The following is a 20,276-nucleotide window of genomic DNA, read 5'->3' as shown; positions in this document are numbered from 1 at the left end:
ATTCGACCTTTTCCTTATTGTTTTTACTCGCCCCCATTACCAGCAAAATTACATAAGTTTGCTTCCCAAGGCTTTGAAAATTGATTAAAACATCATCATTGACTTAAAAACGCATAAACAGGATGTGATATGCAAAACAACAAGAAATGGAGTCTGCTAATACTCTGTTGCCTGATGGGTTCACAGGTTTCGGCTAAAATTATTCCATGGAAAGAACAGATCCCAAGTAGCCTGAGTGTATTTCAGGGCAAAGCTCAACCTTTAGCTGACTTAACTGCAAACCGTATTTTAATTTACGCTCATCCCGCACAGGCCATTACCTTACCGACCTTTAAACATCCGCAAAGTATGATTGGCAAGTTTTATACCGGTGCCGTGGTTGTACCGACCAACAGCCAAAATGTAGCACGGCTTCTAGGTAACTATAGCGGGTACAACGGGCTATTTCCTACCTTAAAGTCTGCAAAGGTGGTGCAGCAACAAGACAACATTACCCAGATGAAATATCAGGTGTCTATCCCTACTCCCATTCCGATCTTGAACTTTAAAGAAAATGTAGTGATGCAGCATCATTTAGCGGCCAACAGTATTTCCACCATTGTGCTGGATGCACCCATTCCTTATGGCGCAGGCAAAATTGAATGGTTTGATTTAGGCAATAATAAGACTTTAATTACCGTGACCCAATGGGGTGACCTGAACCATCCCAAAGGCTTTTTATTCAGCAGCATTTTGAATGCCCTACCTGAAGCCAAACTCGGCATTCCCTCAGGCACCAACGCTTTTTTATTAGAAGCCTTGCAACAACACTTTAAAGCACCGAGTTACCAAACCTTAAAAGCTGGAGAACTCCCTAAACCCCCGTTAAGCTCAAGCCAGGTGCAAAAAATTGCCGCCCTGAGCCAACTGTCCCAGGAACCGGTTTCTTTTATCTTGCCATCCAATAAAGTGCCCTATCCACACGGTTTGGAAAGCTTGCGTTTTAGTAGCAGCTATCAATATTTTGCAAAAAACCCGCACCATATGCAGCGCTGGCTGAATGCTCCTGCCTATCAGGAACTCTTTCCCCGCCAGATTAAAGACATCGACATTAAAAAAATTGACCCCAACACTTTAGATGCGGACTACAAAATTTCAGTCGGATTGGGGGTGATCAATATTCCATTCGATTTCAAACTGCGCTTTGATTATCCCAACAGTTTGGAAAATCAGTTTGATGCGGTCGGTGGTGATTTGCAGTTTGTCAAAGGGGGAATGCAGCTTATTCCACAAGGGAACGGTACCTTATTAAATGTCACCAGTGCCATGAAAATCCATGACCAGGCGCCATTTTTACTCAGAGCGATGCGGAGTATGCCTTATCATGACATGTTACCAGCCATAGGCGGCAATACCGTACTGGCCTTAAAGATTAAACAGAAGATGAAATAATTTTTTAATACATTTGATTTATTCTAGGCACAAAAAAACCGCATTAAATGCGGTTTTTTCCAGTTTTACATCTGTCGATGCGATCAAGTTGGTGCGCTCAGAGAGATTCGAACTCCCGACCCCTTAGTTCGTAGCCAAGTGCTCTATCCAGCTGAGCTATGAGCGCGACGTCTTGATGTGGTGCATTATACGCGTTTTTAACATTCTGTTAAGGGCTTTTTAACAAATCCACACTCAAGTGGACAGTTATTGGACGAAATTGGATTTTTCATCTATTTTTTAAACAATCATTGCATCATTAGCCTTTAATCCGCCCTAGCAGTTGTCACTTTTCCTGCCCATTTGTAATACGTGTACAGCACACCATTTGAGGTACTCAGGCTATCGGTTAATTCAAAAGCCGCAGGAGCCGAGCCTTCAGCAAATAAACGCTTACCTGCGCCCAGAATGATTGGAAAAGTCATCAAACACAGTTCATCCACCAGATCATGCTGAAAAAGCGTCTGTGCCATATGGGCACTACCATGAACCTTGATATCCCCGCCCTCTGAAGCTTTGAGCTTTTTCACTTCATCTACATTCTTCAAAAAGACCGTATTTTGCCAGTTCGAATGATCTATGCTATTAGACAGAACATACTTGGTAATCTCATTAATTCCTGTCCACATCTCGGCATGCTTGGGCCAGTAATGCTCCCAAATTTTAAAGGTATTTTTTCCCAACAGAATATCGGTGGAGCGCATCCATTGCTGCATGATCTTATCGAACACGGGATCGGTATGCGCAAAATAAGGCGCAACCCAGCCACCATAGTTAAAGCCGCCTGATAGATCTTCTTCCGGTCCGCCGGGTGCCTGAATCACCCCATCTAAGGTGATAAATTCCTGAACAATGATTTTTCTCATGTTTTTTTCTCATATTGGTCCTTAATTTTATTTATTCTGTGGCCTAGCCCTTATTTTTAGCATTCCGTTTATTTTAATTCTATAAATTTCAGACACAAAAAAACCGCAACATGTGCGGTTTCTTCCAGTTTTACATCCGTCGATGTGTTCAAGTTGGTGCGCTCAGAGAGATTCGAACTCCCGACCCCTTAGTTCGTAGCCAAGTGCTCTATCCAGCTGAGCTATGAGCGCGTACTTGAATTGCTTTCCAGCATTCGTTACTAAAAAATTACCACATTTAACTTGATTGGTGCGCTCAGAGAGATTCGAACTCCCGACCCCTTAGTTCGTAGCCAAGTGCTCTATCCAGCTGAGCTATGAGCGCATTTCAAGTTATTCGTGGCGGTGAGAGAGGGATTCGAACCCTCGGTGGGCTTTAAGACCCACGCTCCCTTAGCAGGGGAGTACCTTCAGCCACTCGGCCACCTCACCGTAACGAGCCGCCATAATACAAATTAAACTTCATTTCTTCAAGTCAGATTTCAAAAAATTCTGATATTTTTAATCAATCATCTATTTTTTAAACAATTTCCAACATTCTTCTGCCCTTTTCACTGTTTTTTAAGCTAGCGGATGGTGAAATATTCAACTCCGCCCCAAAATTTGAACTGAAAAACACAATATTGCAATCATTTACGTGCAGTATGTGGCAGCATGACTTATGCTAATCCTATCTTCTGACATGAAGCCAAAGACATTATGAAAAATTGGGTCGATCCTGAAGCTAAAGCTGAAGCTGAACGCTATGAAAATCCTATTCCCAGCCGTATTCTGATTTCTGAAACGATTGAAAAATTACAAGCTCCACAATCGCATGCAGATTTAGTGGAACATTTTGAAATTGCAGATCAAAAAAGTATTGATGCACTCAGTCATCGCCTGATTGCCATGGTCCGAGATGGCCAGTTAATGAAAGATGGATACAAGTTCCAGCTTGCAGCCAGCCAGCCGACTCATGAAGCCACTGTCTATATCAATTCCAAAGGTTTAGGCAGTGCTTCCATTGCCAACCATGATGACATTTTACTGCCTGAACGCGAGCTGCGTCTGGTGTTTAATGGCGACCGCGTCAAGGTCCGTCAAACCTCTGTGGACCGCAAAGGTAAAGCCTGGGGTTTTATCACCGAAGTTGTGCAATATCGGGTTAAGCAAATTATTGGTAAAGTGGCGGTTCACGATGGCGAATACTTTATTCAGCCCGGCAATCCGAATGCCCATCAACCGATTACCCTGGAAAAAGAACTGATTGAACATGCCCAGGTGAAAGTGGGTGATTCAGTTCGTGTCGCGATTGATGACTACCCGACCCGTGAAGAACTGGCGACCGGTCATATCGTACAATCGATGGCAGACAAAGCCGATACTGAAATCATTATTCCGCAGACCATTCTGGAATTTGGCTTGCCCTATGAGTTCCCGGAAGAAGTGGTTCGCGACGCAGAAAGCTTTAAAGAGCCGAATGAACAGGATCGTCAGGGTCGTATCGATTTACGTGATTTAGCGCTGGTCACCATTGATGGTGAAGATGCCCGTGACTTTGACGATGCCGTATATGCAGAAAAACGTCCAGGTGGTGGTTACCGTGTGGTGGTTGCCATTGCCGATGTCAGCCATTATGTGCGCAACGATAAACCTTTGGATGATGAAGCCAAAGAACGTGGCACTTCAGTCTATTTCCCGCATTTTGTCTTGCCGATGTTGCCGGAAGCCTTATCTAATGGCTTATGCTCGCTGAATCCGCATGTCGACCGTCTCTGTATGGTCTGTGATTTAAAACTGTCACGCGCCGGTCGTGTTACAGGTTTTGAATTCTACCCTTCTGTAATGCATTCTAAAGCACGCCTAACCTATACCCAGGTCGCGCAGTATTTTGATGGTGACAGCAAAGCGATTCCTGAAAATCGCGATGTGCGTAAATCGCTGAATACCCTGTTCCAGCTGTATCAGATCTTGAAAGGTTTGCGTGCAGAGCGTCATGCCATGGAATTCGAAACAGTCGAAACCTACATGACCTTTGATGAGCTCGGTGGCATTAATGAAATTCTGCCGCGTTCACGTAATGAAGCGCATAAACTGATTGAAGAATGTATGTTGCTGGCCAATGTAGCCGCTGCAGAATACGCCTTGGAAAATGACATTCCAATGTTGTACCGTGTGCATGAGCCACCTGAATTTTCACGTATCCAAAAAGTGCGTGAATATGTGAAATTGCTAGGCCTGCCTTTCCCGGAACAGCCAACACAAAAAGATTATCAGGCGGTGATTGAAGCCACCAAAGACCGTATTGATGCGCCAAGCATTCACGCGGTGTTGTTACGCTCGATGATGCAGGCTTATTACGGCGCCAACAACGCTGGGCATTTTGGTTTGGCTTATGAAGCGTATACGCATTTCACCTCCCCGATTCGCCGTTACCCGGACTTGTTATTGCACCGTGCTATCAAGGCTCATTTAAAACAAAAGCCTTTCGCGCTTTCTGGTGCTGCTCTGGATGATGCTGGTGAACATTTCTCGCAAACTGAGCGCCGTGCCGATGAGGCTTCCCGTTCCGTCACTACATGGTTGAAATGTCACTATATGCAGCAGCATCTTGGTGAGGAATTTGTCGGTATCATCAGTGCAGTCGCTGAATTTGGTCTGTTTGTGACCTTAAAAGATTTATATGTCGATGGCATGATCCACGTCAGCCAACTGGGCGATGACTATTTTGTCTATGACCAGCCAAGCCAAAGCCTGATCGGTCAGGCACGCGGTCAAACCTTTAGTCTGGGTGATGAAGTCAAGATTAAAGTGGCTGCGGTAAATCTGGAAGATCGCAAGATTGACTTTGAACTGTTGCAACAAATGACCCATGCCGGCCGTGCTATTCGTAGCCGAGCGCCACGTGTGGCTAAGACAACAACAGAAGAAGTATTTAGCCCGCGTGCGAAAGCTGTAGTGAGTGAAGATGGTGAACAGCCGATTCGAAAGAAAAAGCCAAAAGCCAAAACGACTTCATTGGCTAAAAAATCAGATAAAAAATCTTCAGCCAAATCGGATGCAAAACCCAAAGACAAGCTGAAGAAAAAATCTAAGCCGAAAAAGAAAAAGTCGAATGCGAAAACCAAGATCGAATAATTTTCTGATAAAAGCCCTACTTCGGTAGGGCTTTTTTATTCAAAGCTATGCTTCATCAGTATTTATTTAGCAAAAGAACAATAAGCCTTGATTTCCCTCTCTCTAAGCCCTACATCTATTATTAACTTTATAAATGATATGGCGTATTAGAAATGACTTTAGAAAAGGCGACTTTGCCCGTTCCACAATTTGACCAGATTCAACTGGCCGATTTAAAACAACAGATTGAACAAGCCATTCAACAAGGACAAAGTTTTTTAAAAGATTTAACCGCAGTTCCAGAAGATGCTCAGGCACAGCTCAATGTTCTGGAACAGGTCGATACGCTGGAAAACAACATGAGTGAAGCTTGGGGTGTGCTTTCACATCTCAATGCCGTGATGAATAATGCGGAAACACGTGAACTGTACCAGTCTTTACTGCCAGCACTAAGCGAATACTACACTCAGCTGGGTCAACACACGGTGCTGTATCAAACCTATCAACATGTGCATGATGCAACGGTGTTTAATACGCTTCCAGCAGCCCATCAAAGTGCTATTAAACTGGCACTGCGCGATTTCAAACTTTCAGGTGTAGCTTTGGAAGGTGAAGCGAAAAAACGTTATGCTGAAATTTCTTCTCGTTTGTCGCAGCTGTCATCTGACTTCTCGAATCATGTATTAGATGCTACCCAAATCTATTTCAAGCCTCTGACCGAAGAACAACTCAAAGGTTTACCGCAAAGCAGTATCGATCTGCTCAAACAATATGGTCAGCAACGTGAACTGGATCAGCCAGTTGCGACTTTAGACATTCCGGCTTATCTGGCCATCATGACCTATGCCGATGACCGGGGCTTACGTGAAGAATTATACAAGGCTTATACTACACGTGCTTCCGACCTGTCTGAGCATCCTGAGTTTGACAATACTCAGGTGATGGAAGAAATCCTGAGTCTGCGTCATGAAATGGCACAGCTATTAGGTTTTGCTAATTTTGCCGAGTTATCGCTGGCCAGCAAAATGGCACCGGATGTCGAAACTGTAGATAAGTTCCTGGTGGATCTGGCTGAACATGCACGTACACCTGCAAGTAAAGAAATTGCCGAATTAAAAACGATTGCCATTCAGGATGGCATACTCGAGTTACAGCCTTGGGATACCGGTTACTATTCTGAAAAACTGAAACTGCAACAGTTCAATTTATCTCAGGAATCCCTGAAACCGTATTTCCCTGCACCCAAAATTTTGCAAGGCCTGTTCAGCATTGTGAATCGTCTTTACGGCATCAACATTGTGGAACGTAAAGCGCCAGTCTGGCATCCCGATGCACGCTATTTTGAACTGGAAGATCAAGGCAAGGTGGTCGGCGGTTTTTATTTCGATCTCTATGCACGTAGCGGCAAACGTGGCGGCGCATGGATGAGTGGTTTCCGCTCGCGCATGCAAACCCGACAAGGCCTGCAAAAACCGATTTGCTATATGGTCTGCAACTTCACCCCTGCAGTCGGCGATCAACCTGCGCTGCTCACACATGATGAAGTGAATACCCTGTTCCATGAGTTTGGTCATGGCCTGCATCATATGCTGACCGAAGTCGACCATATTGCTGTTGCAGGTACCCACGGCGTGGATTGGGATGCGGTTGAGCTACCAAGCCAGTTTATGGAATTCTGGACCTGGGATACTGACAGCCTCGATCTGCTCAGCGAACACATCGAAACCAAACAGCATTTACCGGAAGATTTGCTTAAATCCTTGCTAGATGCTCGTTTCTTCCAGTCCGGTATGCAAACCTTGCGTCAAATCGAATTTGCCCTGTTTGACCTGTCTATACACAAGCACAGTTCCGCTTTAAATGCCGAGCAGGTACAAGCCACTTTAGATGAAATCCGTCAAAAATACGCGGTCGCACCAACGGCAAGTTATAACCGTTTCCAGCATAGCTTTAGCCATATTTTTGCCGGAGGCTATGCTGCGGGTTATTACTCTTATAAATGGGCCGAAGTTTTGGCCAGTGATGCTTTCGATCGCTTTGAACAAGAAGGAATTTTTAATGTTCAGACCGGAAAAGAATTTCGTCAGTTTATTCTAGCAGTTGGCGGAAAAGATACAGCACTTGACGCGTTTATCAATTTCCGCGGACGCGAGCCAAAAATAGATGCGTTATTACGTCATCAAGGTTGGACGAAGCCCTCTAAAAACGCTTAAAATAAGGATCTAAGATTGTTCGGAAGGTTAGGATGATGACTATCAAACGTCGTTTCATTGCAGGTGCTAAATGTCCAAAATGTGAAGCGCTAGATCGGATTGTCATGCTAACTTCTGGCGACGATGAATGGATTGAATGTGTCGACTGCGGCTATAACGAAAATCGGCCAACGCATGTCGATGAACCACAGATGCCGGAAGTCCCGGATGAGATTGGTGTCATTCAGTTCAAACCGCGTCAGCCTAAATAAAAACAGGTTCAATATGACATTAGATCAAAGAAATAGCCCAAAACTTTTATTGGGCATCACGGGGGGATTAGTTGCAATCATTGTGCTTTTTTTGGCCTATCAATGGTTTTTTGCAACTTCAAATGAAACACTGCCTGAACATGAAGGTGCCAGTTTAACGGCACCTGCAAAACCGGCGCCTACTGCCGAGGTTAAACCAGCAGAATCGGCTGCCGAAACTGATCAGAAAACTATTCAGCTTGTAGATAAAAAAATGCTGCAAGCACCAGTTTCAGAAAATGAATCTTTAGCCAAAGAAGAAGTGGCCAAACTGGACGATATTCAAAACCAGTTAAATGAGCAAGAAACCTTGCTGAAAGCTCAACATGCCGATGCAGATCAACTGATTGCCTTAAAAGAAGAACAGATTAAATTACTTGAAGCTCAGTTGGCTCAAAAACAACCCTTATAATGCGTGAAAATTCAGCTAAAATATCCGTACATATTTGAGCTGAATTTGTTTAATGCCCATCCCAAAAAGCAATATTAATTTAATCAAGGCACTTAGCTTTCTCACCTGCTCTGCTTTTCTGTTTTCTCTGATGGGCGTTTGTATTCGCTATGCCTCACAAACAGTCGATAATCCTACCATTGTATTTTTTCGCAATTTTGTTGGTCTATTTATTTTTCTACCGCTGATTTTCACTAAAGGTATCGATTTTTTTAAGACAGAAAAAATCTGGATGCATAGCTGGCGTGCCGTGATCGGGCTGATTGCCATGTATGGCTTCTTTTATGCGATTGCCCATTTAAAGCTGTCCAATGCCATGGTGTTTACCTATTCTTCCCCGATTTTTATTCCACTGATTGCCTGGCTATTTCTGAAAGAAAAAATCACCCGATCCATGCTGATCGCAGCTGCCATTGGTCTGGCCGGGGTAATACTTGTGGCCAAGCCGGATGCCGGCATGTTTAACCAGATGTCGGTCATTGGTCTGGGGGCCAGCTTCCTCGCTGCCATGGCATTTGTAACGGTTCGTGCGCTTACCCGTACCGAATCGCCAGAAAAAATCGTGTTTTATTTCTGTTTTATCGGCACCCTCATTTCCATGATTCCGATGTTCTGGCTATGGCGTCCTTATAGCTGGACTGAACTGGGTTTCTTGATTGGCGCGGGACTGCTGGCCAATATCAGTCAAATTTTTATGTCTAATGCCTATAAACTTGCACCAGCCGGACAAATTGGCCCAGTGAATTATATTGCCATTATTTTCGCCGGAATCTGGGGCTTTATATTCTGGCAGGAAACACCCGATCATTATAGTTTAATGGGTTTCGGGCTTATTCTGAGTGCGATTATCCTGTGTAGTCCGCTTATTCAAAAACGTTCAGCCTAATCATTCAGCCAGTTCTTCCTGTCATAAAAAAAGCACCCGAAGGTGCTTTTTTAGCATGATGAATTAATGATACCAACCGAACATTTTAAAAATATACGGCGCATAGGTCACAATCAGCAAGGATGGGAACAGCACCATAATCGGCAGCAACCAGCGTTCATAACGGTAATAGAACTTGGTGTATTTGGCTTTCGCTTCCGCATCAGCTGCACGAACCTCATCATCACCAACCGACATTCGGGTCAGGAGATGATTCAGCGCCACTGGCGGAGATACATAGCCCAGCTCAAATGCGACCAATACAATCATCCAGAAATGGATTGGATGGATACCATTTTCATAAGCCACCGGTGCAATGGTTGCAGCCACCAGAATCACGGCGCCAAACGGATCGGTAGTCATCCCGACAATTGCCAGCAACAATGCAATAAAGGCTAGTGAAATATAGATATTGCCCAAATGTGTTGGCAACAATTCTACCACTTCACTACGTTCAATCAAACCGCCTACACTTGCAGACAAGGCCATCAAGATAATCAATGCACCAATATGTCCAACGGTTTCTGCCGAAGCAAACCACATTGAATGGGCAAAGCCGCGTGATTTTTCTCCGCCATGTGGCGTATGGTCACGCATAAAGGTCGACTGTTTTTCATGCTCCAAAGCTAAAGCAGCATGACGGTCTGGTGGTGTCACAAAACGATCACCCCACCATTTATCAAACATAATATAAGCAATCAGAATAATTGGCAGAATCACCGGTGCAGTGAATTCATCCATTTGGGTATCCAGACCCACGGTGTACATCAAAATGACAACAATGGTAATCACGATATAAGGAATCACCGGCACAATGGCTTTCAACATGCCCGGTACGGCCACTTTAGGTGAGTTCACACGGAAACGTGTTTCTGCAAGGTAAAGTGATACCCCCAGGAAAATCAAGGCCGTAAGCCAGAATACATAGATCCCGTGATCAAACAGTTCATCTGAAGTCACATGGCGGCTGTCGAGCATCGAAATCAGAATCACCAGCAAGCATGGACGAATCACTACCCCCAGCGAGCCTGACATGGCTGAAACAGCCAAAGCATATTGACGGCGTGAACCCGAGTTCCATACTTCCTTATAAATGATCGCACCTGCGGCAACAACGAAAATACCAGAAGCACCGGTATAAGCAGTTGGAATCGCTGCAGCAATCAAAATCAACCAGGTCAGGGTTTCAGGTGCCAAGTTCCAAGGACGTAAAATACCGAGGAATAAATCCATCACCCGGGTTTGAGTCAGTAACATACCGGCCCAGATAAACAGTGCAAGGTTTAAGAAAATGCCTGAGAATTCCACCAGAATTCCGAGGTAAATCCCTTGCCCCATTGGATAATCCATGACAAAGGTAAAAACCAACCCGGTCACCAATGCCATGTAGGCATATAAAGGCACACTCAGTAAAGCCAGCCCCAGATTGCCCTTACCTTCCTGCTTGGCTACAGGGGGTTTAAACAGTTGTAACAGACTGATCAGGGTCAAGGTAATAAAGAGGAAAATCCACAGCCAGTAAACCGTCAGGGTTTCATAAGTTGAAGCCACACCTGAATTGATAATCGAGTGATATTGACTGAGTACCGATGCCGTGAGCAAACCATTACCTAATACCATAAACAGGGCATAAACGCGATAATCCAGTTTGGTGGTTGGCGCACGTAAACCAATATGATGAAATTTCACTGAAGCGGTAATTGCAGCAACCACAACCATCAGCAATAAAATGATGACCCGGTTTTCAGTACCAAACTTAAAGATTCCAAAGAATGATGTTTCCAAGGTACGATAAGTTCTTATCGTTGGATGCTCATCCATATATTTAATGGCTTTGTCATAGAACTGATACTTTTCCTGGCACTGTTGCTGCCCTGCCATGACTGAAGCCCGTACATCTGCTTCCGATGTGGTCCCGAAAATATCGGCGAACTCATCATTGGCATTGGCTTTCATTTGCTTTTGTACTTGTGCATCAATATCCGGATGTAGATCACAGCTTGGCTTGGTCGGTTCTGCACGTAAGAAAGAATATTGCATGCCAATTTGTTCATTACCATATAAACGTTCACCCACACGTAATAGCTGACCATGAATCATCTCACCGGTACCAATGATGAGTGTGAGCAAAAGTAGTAATAGAATGACAAAAGTCGAGATCCACTCTGTCCATATATAACGTAACAGACCTAATCCTGATCTGTTGTTTTCATCATTTTGCATGTGCCTTCCTATTTCTTATTTTGATCATTGCCACCGCTTCAGCAATGCCAACTTTCCTTTTCTGAATAGACAATATCCTTTCTCTATTCAATCTCTTTATTCTTATGAACAAATTTGCATTAACTCGATACCAATGAAAATGACAATATGTATTTTCTTTTCTGTTTTAAATGTCAATCTCGCCACTATTCCACGAAATACTCCCATAAAACATAAGCCAAGGCGATGCCTACTCCCCCAATAACCCCCAATAAATGTGCTTCGACCAGCACTGGACTACCAATCAGTTCCGCTGTACCGACACTGCCGACTGTATTTTCCCAAAGCAATTTCCCCAGAATCAGGCACAGCACCAAGGCAGCAAAATTGCGTTCTTTCCTGTACAGCAAATGCACACAGGCAACGGCGACATAAGCCCCATGCAAAACTCCGGACAAGCCGGCATAGGCTTCTATATCGGGAAAGAAATAATAAAAACACAGGCTAATAAACGGTGGAAGCAATAACAGCAGAGCCACGAAATGCCAGATTTTGACGCGGGGAAAAATAAAAGGTAAGCATGCAAATGCCAGCATATTCAGCAGATAATGGATCCAGCCCACATGTACCCAATGGGCTGTCCATAAACGCCAGAATTCTTTGAATAAATCAACTTGCCAATAGATAAATGAATCTGCAAAAACTTGAAGGCATGCCGAAAAAGACATTACAAATGCAATAAAAATAATTTTTTGCATCAGAAACTGGTCTTTCATTGGCATGCCCTCGGCTAGAAATGATGGATTAAAAATAGAACATCATTCCAGCCAATCTTTCTTGTATTCTCTTTCACCCAGTTTAACTTAAGAAGATGCAGCACTCTCATTTTCAGTAAATAAGTCATCCAGCTCTGCGGAATTGTCCTGATCATCCCAAAAACGCTGCATGCCATCATCACTTGAACGGATGCCGGTATGTTCAGTCCAGTAACGGTCTGAAATACCCTGCACCATATTTTGCGCCATGCTATCTACCAGTCTGAATTGCGGATTGACCGGTTTTTCTTCAGAACGGGCATTGGCAAATGCTTTTAAAGCATCACGAATTTTGCCATCGTCCCCGCTGGCTTGAGCTGCCACTGCATATAAGGCATGTGACAGGCGTACGCCTTTTTGCTCACCCAGTTGCACCGACTGTTTTAAAGTCTGATAAGGATCTGGCTTACCATCCCCTGCACCCGGCAGCAAAGTCCAAATGACTGCACGCGCCGCTTCTGGCGCACCCCAGAATTTAGTATTGTCCAGACACACCATGCCGCGTTCTACCACCGCAGCAATATCTTTTGGTACATTGACTGCACCGCCAGAATTAATGTCATTGGTCATGGCCTGTAAACCACTGATCATCCCCATTAAATATACAGTTTGATCAAGGTCGCTTTTCATTTTCGGGCATCCATCACCCAAGGCCTTATTATATTTTGCTTCCCAACGCTTTTCTAAAAGCTGATAACCCGCGTACTGACGCTGTGCAGCAATAGCAGCCCAGCGTTTTTGCTGGATACGTGCATCTTGTGCTTCTGAAACCTGTCCGGCTTTAGAAGCGCGCAAATAATGTAATTCTGCTTCCAAAGCCTGGTTTTCAGCACAGATTCCCGATGAAGCATATAAAAGTACCGCAATACGGGTTGGATCTGCCCCCATATCTTTGGTCGACATAATGGCTGGCGTTAAGGCATTGCCTGAATTACACGCCATATCCGCATCATCCATGGCTAAGATAGGCGGTACAATATGTTTCTCACTGAAACCCAGCGCAATATTTGCCCCTGATTTAACCACTTGAGAACAACCTGATAATAAAGAACTTGTAACGATGACAACTGCCATACCCTGGCATATTTTTTGGACTTGCGACATTTTCCTGTCCTCTATAATTGTGTTTATGTCCATAGCACCTAAACATATCAGATGCGAAATCTGAATAAAAGAGTATTCACTCTAATTAGGTTTGATACTTTGCCACGAAATGACGTACGGAAAATTGACTGTATTCCATCAAGTTAAAAATTTTGGGCAAAAAAAAGTAGCATTGCGACGGTTCGGCACATGCTACTTATCAAGGGGTCAAGCCTTTCGGCTTTAATGTTGTGCAAATCGATCCTTCAGCACTGTTCCGAGTCGTCCAATAACAATTGCCAAAACAATTGCTATTACCAGAAACATCCAAGTTGGAATCACCATGATGATTTCCTCATTTGCTGTTGGTGGTTTTAATTTACATTTAGCTTAAATAATTCAGCAGAAAAATTGTCCGACAATTGAAATATTTGTGATTTTTTACATCAAACTGTCTTACAAAAAATACGAAATTAAAACTATGTATTTGATCATTAATATTTTAATTAAAGTTAATTTTATACAACTGTCTAACAATCAGGTCAATTTAGCCAGTTTTTTTAGTGCTTTCCATTGTTGTAAAGGAAGCTGATCGACCCAGATCAATAGCGGCTTTTCGTGAAAATGCTGGAAATAAACCACAATATAAAGCTGATGATCAATCAAATGACTAATCGAAACACGCTTAACCTGTTGCGATTTTAAATGTGACAGTGACCATTCACGTGCATGCAAATGTTCAAAACGAATCGGTTGAGGTACTTTCAAACCATAGGCATAGGTCACTACACCCAACAAAATGCACAGCAACCATAACCATGCCGGCAAGAGTTGCTGCAAAAGTACAATCAGTAAAGTAAAAATAATCAGCTGAAATACCAATGCCAGACGGCTGCGTTTCAGCTGAAAACAACGATTAGCCATGGACGTAATGTTTCAACTTAACAATCAGGGCTCTCATTTCCGGACGCGGTGGTTCAGACACTTCCATAAACCAGTCTAATAGGTCAGGGTCTTCTTGCGCGACCAATTCAGCAAAAACTTTTTTCTCTGCTGCATCTGCCTGTAAATAATGATTTTTTACATAGGGGTCAAAATAGACATCAATCTCTTTTAAACCACGACGAGCACGGTAAATAACTTTACGTTCTTCCAAGCTGATTTCTTCGCTCATAGCTAGCTGTCCCCAACAGTGTGAAAATTTTTGCTAGTTTACCCTATCCCTCCCTTCTATTTCGAGCCATTTCCCTGAATTGACCAAATTCATCATTTTATTGCAACATTTGAGCATTCATCTCATTGTCGCTTGCGGTTCAATCTTTTAATTTTGATCTCATAATAACTTTGTAGATGGACACAATAACAATGCAAGCAGCTGCGATTCGACCTTTAGCCAATATGTTACCCCGTCATTTATTTAATGCCGAGCATGAAGCTTTCCGTGAAACTGTACGTAAATTTTATGAAAAGGAAGTGGTTCCCAATATTGCTAAATATGAACAGCAACAACATGTGGACCGGGATTTATGGAACAAGGCCGGTGCCATGGGCTTACTCTGTGCCACCATGCCAGAGCAATACGGGGGTTCGGGGGTAGACCGACTTTACAGCATGATCCTGATTGAAGAACAGGCTTATGCCATGGATTCATCCACTGGCTTTTCACTGCATTCGGATATTGTGGCCAATTACATTTTCAATTTTGGCAATGAGGAGCAGAAGTCAAATTGGCTCCTAAAAATGGCTTCGGGTGAAACAGTGACTGCGATTGCCATGACCGAACCTGGCACCGGCTCTGATCTGCAAGCGGTACGTACCACTGCTGTGCTGGATGGCAATGATTATGTGATCAATGGTTCTAAAATTTTCATCACCAATGGTTACCTGTGTGATATGGCAATTGTGGTCTGCAAAACCGGTAGTGGCGATAAAGGGTCTGCCAATTTGTCATTACTCATTGTTGAAGCGGATCGTGCCGGTTTTAGCAAAGGAAAACCACTAAATAAGATTGGCATGAAAGGACAAGATACCTGTGAACTGTTCTTTGATAATGTCCGTGTGCCTAAAGAAAACCTTTTAGGAATGGAAGGTATGGGTTTTATGATGCTGATGAAAGAATTGGCCTGGGAGCGTATGCTAGTCGCCATCATTTGTCAGGCTGGAGCTGAAGCAGCATTCGCGCATACCGTTCAATACACCAAACAGCGTCAAGCCTTTGGCAAACCGATCAGTGCTTTTCAAAATACCCGCTTTAAGCTGGCTGAATTACGCACTGAAATTGATTTCTGTCGTACTTATTTAGACCGTTGTATGGAATTACAGCTTGAAGAAAAACTGGGCATTGATGCAGCTGCAGCAGCGAAATACAAAATTTCCGAGATGTTTTCCAAGGTCGTAGATGAGTGCCTGCAACTGCATGGCGGTTATGGCTACATGATGGAATACCCGATTGCACGTGCCTATATCGATAACCGCGCCAATCGCATTTATGCCGGCACCAATGAAATCATGAAAGAGCTGATTTCACGTTCGCTATAATCAACATTTATTTCTATGCCGGTTTAATTCTTGAAGTTCTATTTGTACCAGCTTGCAACAGAATAAAAGCTGATAACTTGAACTACTGATTTAATAAGCATAAAAAAAGGAGCATTCATGCTCCTTCTTTAAAAAAATAATGAAATTCAATTATGAAACTAAACGCGGTGTCGCACTTTTCTTATCTTGTTGTTCACGTTTATGAAATTTAAGCACACCGTCATCAAAGCGCGCATGCTTTAATTGTTTACGGTCAGCCAGATAATTATTAGAGACACTCCACGGTGCATGTTTACCCTGTTTCGGCATGACATCAGCAGCACGGGCAATATAACCTGAAGTCAAACTACCCATCACCGTATCTTCCATTAACTCGGTCGCATCCCCTTGTGGAATCACTTCATCATAGCCATGTTTGTCCATATAATTGATCATACGACAAATATAGTCCGCTGCAATATCCACTTTCAGTGTCCATGAAGCATTGATATAACCAATGATCATCGCCATATTCGGCACATCACTAACCATAATGCCCTGATATAGCATGTGTTTAGAGGTATTCATTGGCTTGCCATCAATGGTCGCCTGAATTCCCCCTAAAATTTGAATATTCAAACCGGTTGCAGAGACAATAATATCTGCCTCAAGATGTTTGCCGGATTTTAACTGAATGCCGTTCGCGGTGAATTTATCAATTTGATCCGTTTCGACTGAAGCACGACCTTCACGTAAAATCTTAAATAAATCTCCATCCGGTACCACACATAGACGCTGATCCCAAGGATTATAATCCGGGGTAAAATGCTTCATATCCACTTTACCCTTGAGCTGAAATTCAATCGATTTGAGCAACAAGCTACGCAGTAATTTAGGCTGTTTCTGTGCCAGCGCATAAATACCGCGTTGCATACCGATATTACGCGCACGCGTTAACTTATAAGCCAAATCTTCAGGCAAATACTTGCGCATTTTGTCGTAAAGGATATCAATCGATGGAACAGAGGCAATATAAGTTGGAGAACGTTGCAACATGGTGACATGCCCTGCCCCGCCTTTCGCCATCGCAGGCACCAAGGTAATCGCAGTTGCTCCACTTCCAATAATGACCACCTTTTTACCAGAATAATCTAACTGCTCAGGCCAATGTTGCGGATGAATAAATTGACCTTTAAATGCAGACTGATTAGGGAATTCAGGTTGAAAGCCCTGGTCATAATTATAGTAACCTGTACATCCTAGAACAAAATTAGCCACCCAGGTTTGCTTGTTGTTAGCTGCATCCTCAATTTCTACCAGCCACTTTTTACGAGCCGAATCATAATTTGCAGCTAAAACCCGATGTTGAAAATGAATTTTACTTTTGAGCTGATACTCATCAATTACTTCAGATAAATAATTCTTAATAGACGGTCCATCAGCCAAGACACTGTCTTTTTGCCAAGGCTTAAAGTTGAAGCCAAAAGTGGACATATCAGAATCGGAACGAATACCGGGATACTTAAATAAATCCCAGGTTCCACCAAAACTTTCACGACGTTCAATAATGTCGAAAGAGCGTTTTGGGCAATTTTTAGAAAGATGAACAGCAAGACCAATACCTGAAATACCGGCACCTACAATCAAAATATCAATATGTTTTTCCATGTTCTTTTTATAACCTGTTTAAGTTTTGTTTTATTAAACCACAAAACTGACAATACGCAATGTCAAGTTTATATAAAAGTGATAAAAAATATATCAGTTCGGGACAAAAGCTTAAATTTTCTGACAATATAAAATCATCAGACATAAAAAAGACCGGTGAAACACCGGTCTTTTTTAGAACAACTGAAGCTATTCTTGCGAAATTAGTTAACTTCGCGATCTACTAGCTCAACGTAAGCCATCGGTGCAGCATCACCTGCACGGAAGCCCGCTTTAAGAACACGTAGATAACCGCCGTTACGTTCTTTGTAACGAGGGCCAAGAACGGTAAATAATTTACCAACAGTTGCTGCTGAACGAGTACGAGCAAACGCTAAACGACGGTTTGCAACAGTATCGTTTTTAGCTAAAGTGATTAAAGGCTCAGCTACACGACGTAACTCTTTAGCTTTAGGCACAGTTGTTTTAATCAACTCGTGCTCAAACAAAGAGTTAGCCATGTTTTGGAACATCGCTTTACGATGACTGCTTGTACGGCCTAATTTCACACCACTATTACGATGACGCATGGTGATAGTCCTACTTAATTAACGACTACGATAAGCAAAGCGATCGTCCATGCGGAGGCTAGCCGGTGGCCAGTTCTCTAAACGCATGCCCAATTGCAAGCCTTTCGATGCCAGAACATCTTTGATTTCAGTTAACGATTTTTTACCTAAGTTAGGAGTTTTCAACAACTCCACTTCAGTACGTTGAACCAAATCACCGATGTAGTAAATATTTTCTGCTTTCAAACAGTTAGCAGAACGAACAGTAAGCTCTAGATCATCTACTGGACGAAGCAAGATTGGATCCACTTCTTCGCGAGGCTCTTGAGCAACAGGAGCTTGATCTTTCTGAAGATCAACAAAAATTGCAATTTGTTGTTGCAAGATTGTTGCCGCTTTGCGGATTGCTTCTTCAGGATCAACTGTACCGTTAGTTTCAAGATCAATGATCAATTTATCAAGGTCAGTACGTTGTTCTACACGAGCGTTTTCCACTGTGTAAGACACGCGCTTGATTGGGCTATAAGAAGCATCTAACTGTAAACGACCCACCGGGCGAGTCTCGCCTTCTGGGAAACGTGAGTCAGAAGTTTCATAACCGCGACCTTGAGAAACTTTCAGGCGCATTTTTAAATTGCCTGAGGCACTTAAAGTGCCAATCAAATGCTCAGGGTTTACCACTTCAACATTATGAGGTAAACGAAGATCAGCAGCAGTTACATCGCCTGGACCTTGTTTTTCTAATGTCAAATATGCTTCGTTTTGATCGAACAGCTTAATCGACAATCCTTTTAGGTTCAGCAAGAGCTCGACGATGTCCTGCTGCAAGCCTTCTAAGGTACTGTACTCGTGCTCAACCCCTTCTATTTCAACTTCTACCACAGCAGCGCCAGGTAAAGAAGAAAGAAGGATACGACGTAAAGCATTACCTAGAGTATGACCAAAGCCACGCTCTAATGGTTCCAGAATCACTTTTGCCGAGGTCCCGCTAGCCGCTTCGACCTTGATCGCTTGCGGAGTTAGAAACTCATTTGCAGTACGCGTCATTATTGCTACCTCAAGGATTATTTAGAATACAATTCTACAATCAAGCTTTCGTTGATTTCAGCAGGTAAATCAGAACGATCCGGTGCAGCTTTAAACGTACCTTCTAGTTTTGAATGGTCAACTTCCATCCAAGAAGGGATACCACGTTGAGCAGCCAATTCAATTGCGCTTTTAATACGTAATTGTTGTTTAGCACCTTCGTGAACCGCGATTACATCACCAGCTTTAACTTGGATAGACGCGATGTTAACACGACGACCATTCAAAGTAATGCTACGGTGAGATACAAGCTGACGAGCTTCTGCACGTGTAGAACCAAAACCCATGCGATAAACTACGTTATCAAGACGGCTTTCAAGCAATTTCAACAAGTTTTCACCTGTTGCGCCTTTCACACGAGCAGCTTCTTTATAGTAGTTACTAAATTGACGTTCTAACACACCGTACATACGACGTACTTTTTGTTTTTCACGTAATTGTAGTGAGTACTCAGATTGTTTGCTGCCACGAGCTCCACCGTGTTGGCCAGGAGCTTTAGCATGTTTTTTTGTCTTAACGTCAAACGGTTTAACGCCTGATTTAAGTTGCAGGTCTGTCCCTTCGCGGCGAGAGAGTTTGCATTTTGGACCAATATAACGAGCCATGAATGTTTCTCCTTACACGCGACGTTTTTTAGGTGGACGACAACCGTTGTGCGGGATTGGCGTCACATCGGTAATGCTGTTAATTTTATAACCCACTGCACCTAAAGCACGAACCGCAGACTCACGACCAGGACCAGGACCTTTTACAAGGACGTCCAAGTTTTTCAAACCGTAATCTAAAGCTGCTTTACCAGCAACTTCAGCAGCTACCTGAGCAGCAAACGGAGTTGATTTACGTGATCCACGGAAGCCTTGTCCACCTGAAGTGGCCCAAGCCAGTGCATTACCTTGACGATCGGTAATAGTCACAATGGTGTTATTAAAAGAAGCGTGAATGTGTGCAACACCTTCAGAGACGGTACGAGTGACCTTCTTGCGTGTGCGAGTATCTTTAGCCATCTT

At 43.3% G+C, this 20,276-nt stretch carries 18 protein-coding genes and 4 tRNA genes; 7 read left to right on the top strand and 15 right to left on the bottom strand.

Going from position 1 to position 20,276, the window contains the following annotated elements:
* The first annotated feature begins 129 nt into the window (after positions 1-129).
* On the top strand, positions 130-1,431 hold the full coding sequence (locus tag B4C48_RS07765; protein ID WP_291355190.1) for an SRPBCC family protein: 1,302 nt from the start codon (positions 130-132) through the stop codon (positions 1,429-1,431).
* An 89-nt stretch (positions 1,432-1,520) separates the two neighbouring features.
* On the opposite strand, the gene B4C48_RS07760 is transcribed toward B4C48_RS07765, so the two are convergent.
* From B4C48_RS07760 to B4C48_RS07740, 5 genes are all read right to left on the bottom strand, one after another.
* Positions 1,521-1,597 (bottom strand) — tRNA-Arg (locus B4C48_RS07760).
* Positions 1,598-1,736: 139 nt separating this feature from the next.
* Positions 1,737-2,336, bottom strand: coding sequence for a dihydrofolate reductase family protein (locus B4C48_RS07755; RefSeq protein ID WP_291355188.1), 600 nt, complete (start codon positions 2,334-2,336; stop codon positions 1,737-1,739).
* 154 nt (positions 2,337-2,490) lie between these two features.
* Positions 2,491-2,567: transfer RNA gene (locus tag B4C48_RS07750), tRNA-Arg, on the bottom strand.
* Positions 2,568-2,623: 56 nt separating this feature from the next.
* Positions 2,624-2,700, bottom strand: a tRNA-Arg gene (locus tag B4C48_RS07745).
* Between the two features lie 15 nt (positions 2,701-2,715).
* Positions 2,716-2,807 (bottom strand) — tRNA-Ser (locus B4C48_RS07740).
* Positions 2,808-3,071: 264 nt separating this feature from the next.
* On the opposite strand from B4C48_RS07740, the gene rnr reads away from it, so the two are divergent.
* The 5 genes from rnr (at position 3,072) to B4C48_RS07715 (ending at position 9,311) form a co-directional block, all read left to right on the top strand.
* Positions 3,072-5,492 carry a ribonuclease R gene (gene rnr, locus B4C48_RS07735; RefSeq protein WP_291355265.1) on the top strand — a complete coding sequence of 807 codons (2,421 nt, stop codon included), beginning with the start codon at positions 3,072-3,074 and terminating at the stop codon, positions 5,490-5,492.
* A gap of 152 nt (positions 5,493-5,644) precedes the next feature.
* Positions 5,645-7,684 (top strand): M3 family metallopeptidase, encoded by a 2,040-nt coding sequence (locus B4C48_RS07730; RefSeq protein WP_291355186.1) that lies wholly within the window; start codon positions 5,645-5,647, stop codon positions 7,682-7,684.
* A 41-nt stretch (positions 7,685-7,725) separates the two neighbouring features.
* Complete coding sequence (locus tag B4C48_RS07725; protein WP_291355263.1) at positions 7,726-7,935, top strand: YheV family putative zinc ribbon protein; 210 nt, start codon at positions 7,726-7,728, stop codon at positions 7,933-7,935.
* A 13-nt stretch (positions 7,936-7,948) separates the two neighbouring features.
* Positions 7,949-8,386, top strand: a complete 438-nt coding sequence (locus B4C48_RS07720) for a hypothetical protein (RefSeq protein WP_291355184.1) — start codon at positions 7,949-7,951, stop codon at positions 8,384-8,386.
* Between the two features lie 52 nt (positions 8,387-8,438).
* Positions 8,439-9,311, top strand: coding sequence for a DMT family transporter (locus B4C48_RS07715; RefSeq protein WP_291355182.1), 873 nt, complete (start codon positions 8,439-8,441; stop codon positions 9,309-9,311).
* Positions 9,312-9,374: 63 nt separating this feature from the next.
* Here B4C48_RS07715 and B4C48_RS07710 read toward each other — a convergent pair whose 3' ends face one another.
* The 5 genes from B4C48_RS07710 to B4C48_RS07690 all read right to left on the bottom strand — a co-directional run bounded on the left by B4C48_RS07710 (position 9,375) and on the right by B4C48_RS07690 (position 14,624).
* On the bottom strand, positions 9,375-11,573 hold the full coding sequence (locus B4C48_RS07710) for a TRAP transporter large permease subunit (protein ID WP_291355180.1): 2,199 nt from the start codon (positions 11,571-11,573) through the stop codon (positions 9,375-9,377).
* 185 nt (positions 11,574-11,758) lie between these two features.
* On the bottom strand, positions 11,759-12,328 hold the full coding sequence (rrtA, locus tag B4C48_RS07705) for a rhombosortase (RefSeq protein ID WP_291355178.1): 570 nt from the start codon (positions 12,326-12,328) through the stop codon (positions 11,759-11,761).
* A gap of 87 nt (positions 12,329-12,415) precedes the next feature.
* Positions 12,416-13,471 carry a hypothetical protein gene (locus tag B4C48_RS07700; RefSeq protein WP_291355176.1) on the bottom strand — a complete coding sequence of 352 codons (1,056 nt, stop codon included), beginning with the start codon at positions 13,469-13,471 and terminating at the stop codon, positions 12,416-12,418.
* 516 nt (positions 13,472-13,987) lie between these two features.
* On the bottom strand, positions 13,988-14,374 hold the full coding sequence (locus tag B4C48_RS07695; RefSeq protein WP_291355174.1) for a hypothetical protein: 387 nt from the start codon (positions 14,372-14,374) through the stop codon (positions 13,988-13,990).
* A complete protein-coding gene (locus tag B4C48_RS07690) occupies positions 14,367-14,624 on the bottom strand; it encodes a succinate dehydrogenase assembly factor 2 (protein WP_291355172.1) in 258 nt (85 codons plus the stop codon). Before B4C48_RS07690 ends, B4C48_RS07695 begins: the two co-directional genes overlap by 8 nt.
* Positions 14,625-14,815: 191 nt before the next feature.
* Here B4C48_RS07690 and B4C48_RS07685 point away from each other — a divergent pair, with 191 nt between their 5' ends.
* Entirely contained in the window at positions 14,816-15,988 is a 1,173-nt protein-coding gene (locus tag B4C48_RS07685; RefSeq protein WP_291355170.1) for an acyl-CoA dehydrogenase family protein, read from the top strand.
* A gap of 150 nt (positions 15,989-16,138) precedes the next feature.
* On the opposite strand, the gene B4C48_RS07680 is transcribed toward B4C48_RS07685, so the two are convergent.
* From B4C48_RS07680 to rpsK, 5 genes are all read right to left on the bottom strand, one after another.
* A complete protein-coding gene (locus tag B4C48_RS07680; protein ID WP_291355168.1) occupies positions 16,139-17,635 on the bottom strand; it encodes a flavin-containing monooxygenase in 1,497 nt (498 codons plus the stop codon).
* A gap of 203 nt (positions 17,636-17,838) precedes the next feature.
* Entirely contained in the window at positions 17,839-18,204 is a 366-nt protein-coding gene (rplQ, locus tag B4C48_RS07675; protein ID WP_004281488.1) for a 50S ribosomal protein L17, read from the bottom strand.
* Between the two features lie 18 nt (positions 18,205-18,222).
* Positions 18,223-19,230, bottom strand: coding sequence for a DNA-directed RNA polymerase subunit alpha (locus B4C48_RS07670; protein WP_004869497.1), 1,008 nt, complete (start codon positions 19,228-19,230; stop codon positions 18,223-18,225).
* 17 nt (positions 19,231-19,247) lie between these two features.
* Positions 19,248-19,874: a 30S ribosomal protein S4 gene (rpsD, locus tag B4C48_RS07665; protein WP_291355164.1), complete on the bottom strand. Its 627-nt coding sequence runs from the start codon at positions 19,872-19,874 to the stop codon at positions 19,248-19,250.
* A gap of 12 nt (positions 19,875-19,886) precedes the next feature.
* Positions 19,887-20,273 carry a 30S ribosomal protein S11 gene (rpsK, locus tag B4C48_RS07660; protein ID WP_001040166.1) on the bottom strand — a complete coding sequence of 129 codons (387 nt, stop codon included), beginning with the start codon at positions 20,271-20,273 and terminating at the stop codon, positions 19,887-19,889.
* Positions 20,274-20,276 lie beyond the last annotated feature (3 nt).

It is taken from the genome of Acinetobacter sp. UBA3106 (assembly GCA_002365595.1).
Classification (GTDB): Bacteria; Pseudomonadota; Gammaproteobacteria; order Pseudomonadales; family Moraxellaceae; genus Acinetobacter.
This window is presented reverse-complemented; position numbering and strand designations above follow the sequence as displayed.